At 59.2% G+C, this 13,916-nt stretch carries 11 protein-coding genes; 10 read left to right on the top strand and 1 reads right to left on the bottom strand.

Going from position 1 to position 13,916, the window contains the following annotated elements; all coding sequences use genetic code 11:
- Positions 1 to 26: 26 nt before the first annotated feature.
- Positions 27 to 851 (bottom strand): class I SAM-dependent methyltransferase, encoded by an 825-nt coding sequence (locus tag AGR1_RS17680; RefSeq protein WP_149147722.1) that lies wholly within the window; start codon positions 849 to 851, stop codon positions 27 to 29.
- Positions 852 to 964: 113 nt separating this feature from the next.
- Between AGR1_RS17680 and AGR1_RS17675 the strand changes: the two genes are divergently transcribed.
- From AGR1_RS17675 to AGR1_RS17630, 10 genes are all read left to right on the top strand, one after another.
- Positions 965 to 2,098, top strand: a complete 1,134-nt coding sequence (locus tag AGR1_RS17675; protein ID WP_080795624.1) for an ABC transporter substrate-binding protein — start codon at positions 965 to 967, stop codon at positions 2,096 to 2,098.
- 96 nt (positions 2,099 to 2,194) lie between these two features.
- Entirely contained in the window at positions 2,195 to 3,334 is a 1,140-nt protein-coding gene (locus AGR1_RS17670) for an ABC transporter substrate-binding protein (RefSeq protein WP_080795626.1), read from the top strand.
- Positions 3,331 to 4,398, top strand: a complete 1,068-nt coding sequence (locus AGR1_RS17665) for an iron ABC transporter permease (RefSeq protein ID WP_080795628.1) — start codon at positions 3,331 to 3,333, stop codon at positions 4,396 to 4,398. The genes AGR1_RS17670 and AGR1_RS17665 overlap by 4 nt, the downstream gene beginning before the upstream one ends.
- On the top strand, positions 4,392 to 5,144 hold the full coding sequence (locus AGR1_RS17660) for an ABC transporter ATP-binding protein (protein WP_080795631.1): 753 nt from the start codon (positions 4,392 to 4,394) through the stop codon (positions 5,142 to 5,144). Before AGR1_RS17665 ends, AGR1_RS17660 begins: the two co-directional genes overlap by 7 nt.
- A gap of 184 nt (positions 5,145 to 5,328) precedes the next feature.
- Positions 5,329 to 5,829 carry an RNA polymerase sigma factor gene (locus AGR1_RS17655; protein ID WP_149147721.1) on the top strand — a complete coding sequence of 167 codons (501 nt, stop codon included), beginning with the start codon at positions 5,329 to 5,331 and terminating at the stop codon, positions 5,827 to 5,829.
- Between the two features lie 110 nt (positions 5,830 to 5,939).
- Positions 5,940 to 6,935, top strand: coding sequence for a FecR family protein (locus AGR1_RS17650; protein ID WP_149147720.1), 996 nt, complete (start codon positions 5,940 to 5,942; stop codon positions 6,933 to 6,935).
- Between the two features lie 149 nt (positions 6,936 to 7,084).
- Positions 7,085 to 9,877, top strand: a complete 2,793-nt coding sequence (locus tag AGR1_RS17645) for a TonB-dependent receptor (protein WP_149147719.1) — start codon at positions 7,085 to 7,087, stop codon at positions 9,875 to 9,877.
- Between the two features lie 105 nt (positions 9,878 to 9,982).
- Positions 9,983 to 10,738 carry a hypothetical protein gene (locus AGR1_RS17640; RefSeq protein ID WP_080795642.1) on the top strand — a complete coding sequence of 252 codons (756 nt, stop codon included), beginning with the start codon at positions 9,983 to 9,985 and terminating at the stop codon, positions 10,736 to 10,738.
- A gap of 14 nt (positions 10,739 to 10,752) precedes the next feature.
- Complete coding sequence (locus AGR1_RS17635) at positions 10,753 to 12,600, top strand: type I secretion system permease/ATPase (RefSeq protein ID WP_149147718.1); 1,848 nt, start codon at positions 10,753 to 10,755, stop codon at positions 12,598 to 12,600.
- Positions 12,587 to 13,900: an HlyD family type I secretion periplasmic adaptor subunit gene (locus tag AGR1_RS17630; RefSeq protein WP_149147717.1), complete on the top strand. Its 1,314-nt coding sequence runs from the start codon at positions 12,587 to 12,589 to the stop codon at positions 13,898 to 13,900. The genes AGR1_RS17635 and AGR1_RS17630 overlap by 14 nt, the downstream gene beginning before the upstream one ends.
- The last annotated feature ends 16 nt before the right edge of the window (positions 13,901 to 13,916 follow it).

The raw sequence follows: 13,916 nt of genomic DNA, 5'->3' as shown, positions 1-13,916 counted from the left end.
ACCGGGCCGCGGTGATTGATATCGCCTCACTCCTTTACGGAAACACCCGGCTTCACCGCACACACGGCATAACGATGTTGCAGCCCGCGCAGGACGCCTTTCAGCAGGCTGAAGTTTTTCGCCTGGGCGCGGTGAATGGCCTGAAGCTCCTGATCGATTGCAACAGGTTCGAAGCCGGCCGCACGCAACAGCGTCGCGACATCGCCGGCCCTTGCGCCCTTCGAAAAATAAACGCGTGAAAGAATGCTGTTGAAGGCATTTTCCGGGTCCGCCGGCTTGTGCGGCTGGTCAGGTTTGACAAGGCCGATGCTCTCCAGGCCGGTGGCCAGTTTCTTCACCAGCTTTTCGCGCCAGCCCGTATTCACGAAATCGCCGTCGACGATCAGAAGCCGCCCGCCGGGTTTCAGAACACGAAACCATTCGGCAAAACTCGCCTGCGGGTCCACCAGCGTCCAGACCAGATGGCGGGTGACGATGACGTCGGCGCTTTCATCCGGCTCCATCGTATTTTCGGCATCGCCGACAAAAAAGCGGATGCTGCGCCCACGGCTTTTCGCCTTTTCCCGGGCAAGGGCCAGCATCGTTTCCGACCAGTCCATACCGGTGACCTGAAAACCGAGATCATCCATGAGGTGCGAGATGACACCGGTGCCGCTGGCAAGATCGAGCGCCTTGCGGCCCTCTCCGTGGCCGAGATGTTTCAAGATAAGCGCGTGCCAGGCTTCACGCTCGTCTTGGGAGAAAATTTCATGTCCGGGGGAAAGGTCGAAAGTCGCGGCGCGACCGGACCAATAGGATTTGATTTCGTCTCTCAGACTGTCGTTCTTGCCATATTGGGTAGTGTCGATCATCGGCCTTAAACTCATATACCGGTCAGTTAAGAATGGCTCTAAAACATAAATGTTGACTAGTACAGTCAGAAAATAATACAGCCGCGCCAGTCAACACTGGAGAGCAATATCCGATGCGCATTTCAGCCAAATCCGCGGCACTTGCCCTTGGCCTTCTCGTATCCGCCGCATGGCCGGCTTTCGCCGAAAAGGTCACCGTCAAGGATGTGACGGGCCGCGATGTCGAAGTCAATGTGCCCGTTTCGCATGTGATCCTCGGCGAAGGCCGTCAGATCTATTTCCTGGCTGCGCTCGACAAGGAAAATCCTTTCCAGCACGTCGTTGGCTGGCGCGACGACCTGGCGAAAGCCGATCCGGAAACCTATGCGGCCTATCTCGCGAAGTATCCCGAGATTGCCAAGCTGCCGACTTTCGGCGGCATGAAGGACGGCACCTTCGACATCGAGCAGGCGGTTGCGCTGAAGCCTGACGTCATCCTGATGAATATCGACGCCAAGACGGCGACCGAAGAAGCGGGCTACATCGAAAAGCTTGCCAAGGTCGGCATTCCGCTGGTCTACGTCGATTTCCGTGAAAAGCCGATGGAAAATACCGAGCCGAGCATGCGCCTCATGGGCCAGCTGACGGGCAAGGAAAAGATCGCCGAGGACTTCATCAAGTTCCGCGCTGATGCCATCGCCAAGGTTACCGATACGCTGGAAAAGGCCAACCCGAAGAAGCCTGTCGTGTTCATGGAGCGCGCCGGCGGTTATTCCGACGATTGCTGCATGTCATTCGGCAACGAGAATTTCGGTAAGATGGTGGAGCTTGCAGGCGGCGTGAACATGGCCAAGGACATCATTCCCGGCACCTTCGGCACCGTCAACCCGGAACAGATCATCGCCTCCAATCCGGAACAGATCATCATCACCGGCGGCAACTGGAACGGTTATGTTCCGGGCGGCAACTGGGTCGGCGTCGGTTATGGCGCGGATCTGAAGGAAGCCCATCGCAAGCTTGAGAACCTGACCAAGCGTCCGGCTTTCACCGGCGTGCAGGCGGTGAAGGACGGCAACGTCCACGCCATCTGGCATCAGTTCTACAACAATCCCTATCAGTTCGTGGCCATTCAGGAAATCGCCAAATGGCTGCATCCGGATCTCTTCAAGGACCTCGACCCCGAGGCCACCTTCAAGGAGCTGCATGCGCGTTTCCTGCCGCTCGATTACAAGCCCGGCTACTTTGTGTCGTTGAAGGACGGGAAGTAATTCAGGGACGGTGAAGGGGAGCGCCGTCCGATCGATGGATGAAGCCGCAGCGCTGCGGCTTCATCGCTCTGCTTAGGAACTCAGTGAGGATTTCTCATGCGGCTCAACGCTCTCAGGCATCTTGCGGTGCTGGCCTTTTCCCTTCTTGCCATGACGGCACATGCCGGGGAGATTACCGATGTTACCGGGCGCAAGGTCGAGCTGGACCTGCCGGCCAAGCGCATCATCGTCGGTGAGGCGCGTCAGGTGCATGTGATCGCTGCGCTGAAGGGCGACAAGACCTTCGATACCATTGTCGGCTGGCGTGACGATCTTCTCAAGAAGGATCCCGACAGCTATGCCGCTTATGTCGAGCGTTTTCCGCAGATCGAGAAACTGCCGCGTTTCGGCTATGTGCCGCAGGGCGAATTCAGCCTCGAAACCGCCATCACCCTTTCGCCAGATGTGATCACCCTCAATCTGGAGGCGGAAAAGTCTGCGAAGGAAAGCGGTTTCGAAGAAAAGGCCGCCGCTGCCGGTATCAAGATCATCTATCTCGATTTCCGCATCGATCCCGAAAAGAACAGCGAAGCCTCGGTTGAAATTCTTGGCAAACTATTCGGCGCCGAAGAGCGTGCGAAGGAATTCATCGCCTATCGCCGCGCCGAAATCGCCCGCGTGACCGACCGGCTCGCCAGCGTCAAGGACCTGAAACGCCCGAACGTCTTCATTGAACGCGCCCCCGGCATTTCCGGCGAAAACAATTGCTGCCGCACTTTCGGACCGTTCAATTTCGGCGCGATGGTCGATCTCGCCGGCGGCCACAACATTGCCGACGGCATCATCAAGACGACGTTCGGCGACCTCAATCCCGAACAGCTCGTGATTGCCGATCCGGACCAGGTCATCGTCACCGGCTCCAACTGGGCAGCCGAATCCGACATCAACCAGTTTGTTCCTGTCGGACGCGGCGCGGATATGGTTCTCTCCCGTGAGAGACTTGCCAACCTGATGAAGCGCACGCCGTTTCCGGAGTTGAAGGCTGTGAAGGAAGGCAATGTCCATGCCGTCTGGCACCAGTTCTACGGCGCGCCTTACGAGTTTTTCCCGATCCAGCAATTCGCCAAGTGGTTTCATCCCGATCTCTTCGCCGATCTCGATCCGGAAAAGAATTTTGAGGAGTTTCACCGCAAATTCCTCCCCATCACCTACAAGCCGGGCTATTTCGCCTCGCTCGACAAAGGTTTGAACCAATGACGTCGCTGAATGAAAGCGCAGTTGGCATGAGTGGGCGCGATCAATATCGCGCTCTTGCCGCGCGCAGGATCATCATCCTCTTCGGACTTTTTATCGCGCTGTGCTTCAGCCTGGCCGCAGACATGGCGCTCGGCCCGGCCCGCTACACGCTATCAGAGGTTCTGGCGACCATTGCCGACCCGGCGGCGGTCGGTAACCAGCTTCGGGTGGTGATCTGGGACATCCGCATGCCGATCGCGCTGATGGCGGTTACCGTCGGAGCGTCGCTTTCTGTTGCCGGCGCACAAATGCAGACAATTCTGTCCAACCCGCTTGCAAGCCCTTTCACACTCGGCATTTCCGCCGCCGCAAGCTTCGGTGCGGCGTTGGCGCTTGTCGGCGGCGTGGCGATCTTTCCGGGAGCCGTGCAGTATATGGTGCCGATCAACGCCTTCATCATGGCGATGATTGCGGCTCTCTTCATTCATTTCGCCTCAACGATGCGCGGCGTAACGGTGGAAACCATCGTTCTGCTCGGCATCGCGTTGGTTTTCACCTTTAATGCGGCGCTGTCCCTGCTCGAATATCTGGCGTCCGAACAGGCGCTCGCTGCCGTTGTGTTTTGGACAATGGGCAGCCTTACGAAGGCGACTTGGGAAAAGGTTTACATCACCGGCGCCATTCTCCTCGTCACCGTGCCGATGTTCATGCGCAATGCCTGGGCGTTGACGGCGCTGAGGCTCGGCGATGACAAGGCGGCCAGCATGGGCATCAATGTGCGCCGTCTGCGGTTGTCGACCATGCTGACGGTCAGTCTTCTGGCGGCGATTCCTGTTTCTTTTGTCGGCACCATCGGCTTCGTCGGGCTGGTCGGTCCGCATATCGCCCGCATGGTTGTTGGCGAGGACCAGCGCTTCTTCCTGCCCGGTTCTATCATCTGCGGGGCTTTGCTTCTGTCGGCTACCTCGGTCATCAGTAAAATCCTCATTCCCGGCGCGATCCTGCCGATCGGCGTCATCACGGCGCTTGTCGGCGTTCCATTCTTCTTCGCGCTCATTTTCGGTAACAGGAGACGCGCATGGTAGCGCTCGCACTGAAAGATGTCGGCGCCGCCTATGGGCGCATCACGGTACTCTCCAAGGTTGGCATCGATACACTGCAAAGCGGCAGTGTTACAGCCGTGATCGGTCCGAATGCCGCCGGCAAGTCGACACTTTTCAAACGCATCGCCAGCCTGATTTCCGGTCCGGGTCTGGTCGAACTGTCGGACACGGCGCGCGGCAACCGCGCCATCTGCTATATGCCGCAGGATACCGGCGCCAACGCCGTGCTGACGGTCTATGAATCCATCCTTCTTTCCGCCAAGCAGGGCGGCGGCTGGCGGGTCCATGACGATGAGCTGTTCGAGATCGACGCCATTCTCAAGGCGCTGAAAATCCACGATCTGGCCTTCCGCGGGCTTGGCGAATTGTCCGGTGGCCAGCGGCAGCTTGTGTCACTGGCGCAGGCGCTGGCGCGCAAGCCGGAAGTGCTGCTGATGGACGAGCCGACCTCCGCGCTCGATCTCCACCGGCAGATCGAGGTTCTGGGCTTCGTTACCGATCTGGCGCAGAAGACCGGCATGATCGTGCTGATCGCCCTGCATGACCTCAACCATGCGCTTCGTTATTGCGAAAATACGATGGTGATCGCGCGCGGTGAAATGGTGGTGAGCGGCAGCACGGAGGCGGTTATAACCTCGGAGATGCTGCGCGATATCTATCGCATCGATGCGCGTATCGAGCCCTGCTCGCAGGGTAGGCCCATGGTCATCGTCGACGGGGCCATCTGACATATCAAGATCCGGCCGTATAAGCGGGGGGCTACCGCAGACCGCACAAATTCTTGAGGCCAATAGTCATGAAATATCTGTTCGAGCCATGGTTTGGATGCTAGAGCTTTGAACGGCAAAACTGCGCGGCCGATCGGCGGACGGCAGGTTTCGTCGATCCCTTCAAATTTCTCTCGGTTGAGACATGGGCATACGGGAAGATGACAAGCGTTATAACGCTTACGTCGCGCATAGGGTCGACCTGATCAAATACGCCACCGTCATACTGGGGTCGCGGGCGGATGCGGAGGACGTGGTTCAGGAAGCGTTCCTGAAATTCGTTCCCGAGGCCTCCGGTAATCCCGCCAATCTCAAATCCTATCTCTTTCGTATCGTTCGCAATCTTGCCCTCGACAATCGCCGGCGCAGCCGCCAGGACATTCGCGAACGGCCGGACGATACGCCGTTCTGGGGTGTGCCGCAGGACAATGGCACGCCGGAGGAACACGCCCTTTTCTGCGATGAAGTCCGCCAGATGCGGACTATTTTAGCCGGCCTGCCGATTCAGGCAAGAGTGGCATTGGAAATGCACAGATTCGGTGGTTACAATATGGAGGAGATTGCGCGTCACCTTGGCGTATCCGTGGCCAGCGCACACCGTCTGATCAAGGGCAGCATTGCAGCGATCACCAGAGAAATGAAGTAAATAGTCCCAATTGTCCCACCTTGTGAAAAAAATCTCTTCGTTAAACGTCTTTATAACGATGCAGAAGACGACGCTTCTGCTGCGCGCCCCAAAGGAACTGGCCCGGTTCAATGACCATTGATCCAGAGAAAAAGATTGAAATGCGGGCCGGCAAGGCGGAAGAGGCGGCCGACTGGTTGCTGCGTTTGCAGTCCGGCTCGGCGGAATCGTGGCTGAAGGCGGAATTTGAGCAATGGCTGGGGGCAGAGCCGGCAAACCGTCTCGCCTGGGAACGAACATGCAGGACGTGGCAAAACCTCGGACTGGTGGAGCCGGAATTCAAGAGCCTCTGGGAAGATGCGCCGCATCTGCCGGGTGAGTCCGCGATAAAGCCGCAGCGGCGGCGCTGGTCCGTGCGGCGCTATGCCGGTGCGGCCGTGGCGGCGGCGTCCCTCTGTCTTGCGGTGCTGTTCGTTCCGGCATTTTTCGTTCGCCTGGAGGCTGACTATCAGACCACCACTGCTGAAAGCCGCACGATCATCCTCGAAGACGGCAGCAAAGTGCAGCTCGCCGCCGCGAGTGCGCTTTCAACGGATTTCACGGATGGCCATCGCAATGTGACGGTGCTGAAGGGGGAAGCTTTTTTCGATGTCGTGCCGGACAAAACCCGTCCCTTCGTCGTGGAGGCAAAAAACGTGACCGTTCAGGTGCTGGGCACGGCTTTCGACGTCGACCTGACGGATGGAGTAACCCAGGTGGCGCTGGCTCACGGTTCCGTGGAGGCGTCCTTCCACAATGCGCCGTCAACGCGGCTCGTGCCGGGCGATATGTTGATTGTCGACGCTTCCGGCGCGATCCGCAAAGAGACTGTTTCCGTCGAGGATATTGGCGGCTGGCGCAACGGTGAACTCTATGTGGTCGACGCGACGATAGGCTCGGTCGTGGAGCAGATCCAGCGTTACCATCCAGCATGGTTGACCATGGCCGACAAGCGGCTTGCCGAGCAGAGGGTGACAGGGTTTTACGATCTGCGCGACCCGGACCGCGCGCTGGAAGCCCTGGTGGAACCCTATAAGGGCAAGGTGCATGCGATTGGCGGCAGCGCCCGGATCATCACCCGCTTCTGAAACATTCCGAAACAAAAAATCATATTTATTTTCAGTAATTTATAAAATTTATTCCGAAATCCTGAAAAAAATCGGCGATGCAATCGTCTTTTTGTTGAGTAATCCGGTCAAGATATATCCGGAGCGAAAGACAGGAAGACAAAAGCAATATGCGCCTCCAGACATGCAAGACCGGTTCAGGGGAAAAAGCAGCAAAGCAGGTTCGCAAGGCCGCGCTGCTGGCGACAACGGCGGTCGCCGTTTCATTCGCGGCGCCTGTTCTGGCCCAGACCGGAGCGGATACCGCCAACTCCCAGCGTCCCGTCGGCGAGGAGACAGCGACGCGGCCGTTCAATATTCCCGCCCAATCGCTGTCGTCGGTCGTGGGTGCTTTCGGGCGGCAATCCGGCCTTCAGGTCACGCTTGCCACGCCGGCGGCGGGCAATGTGCGCACCAATGCCGTCACCGGCAGTTTCACTGTGAGGGAGGCGCTGTCACGGCTGTTGGCGGGAACGGGCGTTAATTTCCGTATCGCCGGCAATGGCAGAACCGTCGTCATCGGCACAGGGCAATCGACCGTCGATCTTTCCGCGGCGGAGGGTACGACGGTTCTGGAAACCATTACCCTGACCGGCAAGACCGGGCGCAACTCCATTGCCGGTTCCGGTTATCAGGGGACACCCGACTGGGTTTATGAAACGCCCGCCAGCGTCAGCGTGGTCGGCCGCGAGGCGATCCAGTCGGCCGGCGTGCGCAACACGCGCGATGTTTTCAACCGGGTTTCCGGGGTTTATGCCGGCGAGGGCAATGGCAGCTTTCCAACCGTTTCGCCCAATGTGCGCGGTTTGCAGGAAAGCGGCCGCGTGGTCGTCTCCATCGACGGGGCGCGGCAGAATGCGCAGCGCGGTGCGACTTTTGGCGGCACCGCAAGCTATACTGCGAGTGCCGGGCAGGGCTATGTGGATGTCGCTTTCATCCGTGCCGTCGAGATCGAAAAAATAACCAATGCGCGGTCGGGTAATGCCGGCTCTCTGGGCGGCAAGGTCGAGTTCCGAACCGTCAGCGCCGACGATCTGATTGCCGAGGGTGAAAACAAGGGCGGGGAAGTGAATGTTTCCCGCGGCACCAATGGTTATGATTTTCAGGGTTCTGTTCTGGCTGCTGTTCGCTCTCCAGATACCCCTGTCTCCTTCGTCGCAGGCTACAGCCGCACCATCATGGATGAATACAAGATTGGAACGAAGGGCGAGGCCCGGAGCACAGCGTTGACGATGAAGGACCTGCTTGGCAGGGATGGCTGGTCGACCTTTGTCAAGGGGGAAGGCGACTTTGGCGATGTGCAAACGTCGTTGTCGTGGATGCACCAGCAGAATGATTTCGTCCACGGCTCGTACAACGTTATGGACAGGGAAAGTGTGCGAAACGACAGCGTCGTCGCAAAGCTGGACTGGGATCCGGAGAGCGAACTCATCGACTTCAAGTCGTCGCTGTGGCTGAACGATAATATGACGCATGAACTGCGTGCGGCGCGCAATAAACTTGATGGAAGCGTCGGGTATGCAGCGGAAACCAACCTCGATATGGGCCTGCGCAGTTTCGGCGGGAGCTTGGAAAATACCAGTCGTTTCGACACCAAGGCGGGTGCACTCAGCTTAAATTATGGAGCGGAAGCTTTCCGGGATATTGCTACCTCTGTGGCCACGAGTGCCACAATCGCGCAAAATCCCACTTATGCCAGCAGCTACACGGCTTTCAGTCCCGCAGGAAGGCGTGATGTCGCAAGCCTGTTTTTAAACGGGGAACTGGAGCCAGCGGATTGGATCATGCTGAGCAGCGGTGTGCGTTATGATTGGTCGCGCCTGAAAGGGTCAGCCACTTATTACAACACTCATACTTATCTCGTAGACACGTCTGTTCCATGCGATCCCGTTCGCAACCACTATACGGCGCTGGACTATTTCAATCAGGTCTTTCTTCCGGCAAATCCGAGCTGGGCGACGCGTTATGCGCTTTATCTCGCGCGTGCGTGGCCCAACGCTTCGGCGGGTTGTATGCCGGGAACCGGAACAACGAAGCCGCCGACACCCGTCACCGAATTTCCATCGCACAATGTCGATATCGATCGCACCTACAGCGCCTGGCTGCCCTCGGCCACCATCGAACTGAAACCCGTCGACTGGTTCCGCCCTTATGTAAGCTATTCCCAGAGCCTGCGTCCGCCGACAATTCTCGAGGCGTTTTTCGCCGGTGCGCGTCCGGGCGACAGCGCTGGATATGAATACGCTCCGAACCAGGCCCTGCGTGCCGAAAAGGCGACGACCTACGAAGTCGGCGCGAATATGAGCTTCGACGGCGTGCTGCTGGACGACGATTCCATTCGCATCAAAATGGCCGCCTTTCGCCGCGAGGTGAAGGACTATATCGCGCTCGGTTATCTCGTTACGGATCAGGTTCTCGACCGCACCTATACCAGCTTCGTCAATCTGGACGGCACGACCTATATGCGCGGGCTTGAATTCGAGGGCAATTACGACGCCCGCAGTTTCTGGCTCGGCGGCTCGGCGACGCTTCTGAAGACGGAATGGCCTGAAAAGACGGAGGTTTTTTCCAACGGCACGACCACGACAACGGGCGAAATCTTCGCCTGGCCGGGCGACGTCGCACCTAAGGTGAAGCTGACGCTCGATGGCGGCATGCGTTTCTTCGATGAAAAATTCTCGCTGGGCGCAAGGCTCAACCACGTTACGCCGACACAGTCGCGCACGCTGGATACGGAGGGCAATCTGCGTGAGGTGACCGATCCCTACACGACGGTGGATCTCTACGGTTCCTATGCCTTCAACGACAAGGCCACGCTTCGCTTCGCCGTCAACAACCTGACGGACCGCAAATACATCCCGGCAGCCAGCGCCTACACGGCCCCGGGCCGCACCTTTATCGCGACGATGAACGTGAAGTTCTGAACCGTGGAAGAAATTCTCCGGGCTGGGGTTGCAGCCCGTCCCGGAGATGAAACGCCTTCGTCACATGACCAAGGTATCCCTATTGGCCAGCAAAGGAGTACACCTATGGCTACCACAATTCAACTGACGCAGTCTTCCTCCGATCTGATCGGCTACCTCAACGGTTGGACGAGCGGTTTCGGTTCGACCTATGGTGCGTTCTACGACGCTCAGACGAGCTCTCTCGCCACCACCACCATCGATCCGAACACGACCTATGAGGCGTGGGGCGATGGCAGCTCCGGCGGCAAGGGCATCGTCATGAGCGGCGCTTTGCAGTACTCCCAAGGCAATCTGACGGGTTCGGTGGACAGCATCGTTCTGGGCGCCGGCTACAGCCAGTCCACCAGTGGCATCGCCGTTAGCCAGCAGGAACTGCTGATCGATCCCGACAGCGCCTATTCGCTCGCCGGCGCTCGCGATCTTCTCGATCTCGCCGTCTACCAGCTTGCCCGCTTCGGTTCGCTGGCCGGCTTCTATGATTACTTTGCAGCCACCGGCACGGTGATCGAGGACACGGCTGCCTCCAACACCCTGACCGGCTTTGCCGGCGCAGACACCTTTGTATTCTCCGGCGGCAACGATGTCGTACAGGCCGGCCCGACCGGAACCTACGGCTATCAGGACGGCACGGATACGCTTGATGTCTCCGCCTGGGGCGCAACTTCGGTGGACGATTTGTTGTGGTATAACGATAACGGAAATGCCGTTATCCTTTCTGCCACAGACACGTCCGTCTCCGTCACACTGAATGGCGTCGATGCAAATGTGCTCGACGCATCGGACTTCATTTTCGCCAGCGCATCGGCGCTTGCTGCGTAAAGGAAAATCAGGCTGTGGGCTTTCAAAACCACCAGCAGACGCCGCCGCAGTCCCTTGCTGCGGCGGTTGTTTCGCCCCTTAAAAGCACGTTTCTCGGCGTTGCGCTCGTCAGCGGCGTGGTCAATATCCTCGCGCTGACGTCGCCGCTTTTCATGTTGCAGGTTTATGACCGGGTTCTGGCCAGCGGCAGCCTGCCGACGCTGGTCGGGCTCGCCATTCTCGCGCTTGGCCTTTACGGCTTCCAGTGCCTGCTCGATATCATTCGCGCTCGCGTTCTGATCCGTATCGGTGAAGATTTCGACTTGCGTTATTCCGGCAGGGTGCATGATGCGGTGGTGCGCCTGCCGCTCGTCAACCGTATGCCGGGCGACGGTCTGCAGCCGCTGCGCGATCTCGATAATGTGCGCGGTTTTCTCTCCGGCACGGGGCCGACGGCCTTTTTCGATCTGCCATGGATGCCGCTTTATCTCGGCATATGTTTTCTGTTTCATTTCTGGATCGGCGTGACGGCGCTTGCCGGCGCGGTGTTGCTCGTTTCCCTCACAATCCTGACCAACATCTTTTCGCAGAAGCCGATCCGCGACACCATGGTCGAGAATATGGCCCGCAACCGGCAACTGGAGGCTTCGCGCCGCAATGCCGAAGTCGTGCAGGCCATGGGGCTTGGCGGTCGGCTCGGAAAACGCTGGCAGAATTCCAACGAGGCCTATCTCGCCGCCAATCGCAAGGCAGGCGATGTGGCCGGCGGTCTTGGCAACATCGCGAAGTCTTTGCGGGTCGTGCTGCAATCGGCGATTCTGGCGGTCGGCGCGTGGCTCGTCATCAATCAGGAGGCCTCCGGCGGCGTGATGATCGCCAGTTCGATCATGATGGGCCGGGCGCTGGCGCCCGTCGATCTTGCCATTTCCAACTGGAAGTCCTTTGTGGCCGCCCGGCAGAGTTGGGCGCGGCTGAGGGAGCTTTTTGCGCAGATGCCGGCCAATGCTGCGGCGATGGCCCTGCCGAAGCCTGAAAAGGATTTGCGGGTCGAAAACGTCACCATCGTTCCGCCGGGAGAAAGAAAACCAACCGTCACCGGACTTGGCTTCATCGTGTCCGCCGGAAACGCGCTCGGCGTCATCGGCCCCTCCGGCTCGGGCAAATCCACCCTGTCGCGCATTCTCACCGGCGCTTGGATGCCTGCGGCCGGCAAGGTACGGTTGGACGGTGCAAGTTTCGAGCAGTGGGACCGTGAGGCGCTGGGCCGCCATATCGGTTATCTGCCGCAGGGCGTTGAGTTGTTCGATGGCACGATTGGCGAGAATATCTCCCGCTTCGAGGATAACCCCGATCCTGACGCCATCATCGCGGCGGCCAGGGCTGCGGGCGCGCATGAGCTGATCCTGCGTTTCGAAAAGGGTTATGACAGCGATATCGGCGAGGCGGGGTCGGCGCTTTCCGCCGGGCAGCGCCAGCGCATCGGCCTTGCCCGCGCGCTATACGGCGATCCATTCATCGTGGTGCTGGACGAACCCAACGCCAATCTCGATGCGGAAGGCGAGGCCGCCGTGGTCAAGGCGATTTCTTCGGTCAAGGCGCGGGGCGCTATTGCCGTCGTCGTCGCCCACCGGCCGAGCGCCATCGGCGCTGTCGATTTCATTCTCATGATGGAAGAGGGGAGGATGAAGGCGTTCGGCCCGCGAGATGAGGTGTTGTCGAAAGTGCTGCGCGTTCCGCAGGCGCAGTCGGCCAAGGGATTTACCGCATCCGCCCAGACGATCTCGCCGCTGCGCGTCGTCGCCAATACCCAGCCGCAGGCGCTGGTGCTGGAAGACGTCCGTGAAGAGAACAGCCAGGAAGGAGATGCGGATGTCAAACATTGAGCAGCGCAGCCATGTGTCGCGCTCCATCCGCAAACATCTTATTGCCGGCCTTGCTGCAGGTGTAGCGATGCTGGCCGGTGTCGGCGGATGGGCTGCTACGACCAATCTTGCCGGCGCGGTTGTCGCCTCCGGCCATCTGGTGGTGGATTCCTACACGAAGAAGGTGCAGCATCCGAGCGGCGGTGTCGTCGGCGAAATTCTGGTGAACGAAGGCGATAGAGTGAAGGCCGGCGATGTGGTCATGCGCCTTGATGCGACCCAGACCCGCGCCAATCTCGCCATTGTGACTAAGCGTCTGGATGAGCTGAATGCGCGCATGGCAAGGCTGGAGGCCGAGCGCGACGATCTGCCGGAACTCGTCTTTCCGCAGGCTTTGATGGCGCGAAAAGACGATGCCGATGTCGCCTCCGCCATGCGCAGCGAGACCAAGCTGTTCGAATTCCGCAAATCCTATCGCCAAGGCCGCAAAGCACAGCTTTCCGAGCGTATCACCCAGTTCGAACATGAGATCGAAGGGCTGAAGGCGCAGGAAGTCGCCTATGATAACGGCCTTGCCGTGCTGGAGGCTGAAATCACCTCGCAAAAATCCCTGCTTGAACAGGGTGTCGTGTCTGTGCAGCGGCTGAACAGCCTGCAGACGCAGGCCGCGACATTCGGCGGTGAGCGCGGCGAGAAAATCGCCTATCAGGCGCAGACGGCGGGGCGCATCACCGAAACCAGGCTGCAAATCCTGCAGATCGATCAGGAATTGCGCACCGAGGTCGGGCGGGAACTGCGCGAGATACAGGCCCAGATGGGCGAATTCGTCGAGCGCAAGGTTGCCGCCGAAGACCAGCTGAAACGCATCGACATTGTCGCGCCGCAATCAGGCATGGTGCATGAAATGGCCGTGCACACCGTGGGCGGCGTGGTTACGCCGGCGGACCCAATCATGCTCATCGTGCCTGACGGAGACGAGCTGGCGCTGGAGGTGCAGATCGTGCCCAAGGATATCGATCAGCTTCAATTGGGGCAAAAGGCGATGCTGCGCATGACCGCATTCAACCAGCGCGTCACGCCGGAACTGGAAGGCCATGTCAGCCGCATCGCGGCGGATATCACCACCGATCAGCGCAGCGGTCTCTCCTATTATCTGGCGCGGATTTCCGTCCCAGTCTCCGAGCGGCGGAAGCTGAACAATGCGCCGCTGGTGCCGGGCATGCCGGCCGAGGCGTTCATTCAGACCAGCGAAAGAACGGCGCTGTCCTATATCGCCAAACCGCTGACCGACCAGATCAGCCGCGCCTTCCGGGAGGAATAGGGTTCGGAACCCGGCT

The sequence above is a fragment of the Agrobacterium sp. B1(2019) genome (assembly GCF_008274755.1).
In the GTDB taxonomy this organism is placed as follows: domain Bacteria; phylum Pseudomonadota; class Alphaproteobacteria; order Rhizobiales; family Rhizobiaceae; genus Agrobacterium; species Agrobacterium salinitolerans.
Note: the sequence above shows the minus strand (reverse complement) of the source record. Positions and strands in the feature narration are given on the sequence as shown.

Coding starts and splice junctions, on each gene's coding strand:
- AGR1_RS17680 (WP_149147722.1), bottom strand. CDS start 851: ATGATCGACACTACCCAATATGGCAAGAACGACAGTCTGAGAGACGAA.
- AGR1_RS17675 (WP_080795624.1), top strand. CDS start 965: ATGCGCATTTCAGCCAAATCCGCGGCACTTGCCCTTGGCCTTCTCGTA.
- AGR1_RS17670 (WP_080795626.1), top strand. CDS start 2,195: ATGCGGCTCAACGCTCTCAGGCATCTTGCGGTGCTGGCCTTTTCCCTT.
- AGR1_RS17665 (WP_080795628.1), top strand. CDS start 3,331: ATGACGTCGCTGAATGAAAGCGCAGTTGGCATGAGTGGGCGCGATCAA.
- AGR1_RS17660 (WP_080795631.1), top strand. CDS start 4,392: ATGGTAGCGCTCGCACTGAAAGATGTCGGCGCCGCCTATGGGCGCATC.
- AGR1_RS17655 (WP_149147721.1), top strand. CDS start 5,329: ATGGGCATACGGGAAGATGACAAGCGTTATAACGCTTACGTCGCGCAT.
- AGR1_RS17650 (WP_149147720.1), top strand. CDS start 5,940: ATGACCATTGATCCAGAGAAAAAGATTGAAATGCGGGCCGGCAAGGCG.
- AGR1_RS17645 (WP_149147719.1), top strand. CDS start 7,085: ATGCGCCTCCAGACATGCAAGACCGGTTCAGGGGAAAAAGCAGCAAAG.
- AGR1_RS17640 (WP_080795642.1), top strand. CDS start 9,983: ATGGCTACCACAATTCAACTGACGCAGTCTTCCTCCGATCTGATCGGC.
- AGR1_RS17630 (WP_149147717.1), top strand. CDS start 12,587: ATGTCAAACATTGAGCAGCGCAGCCATGTGTCGCGCTCCATCCGCAAA.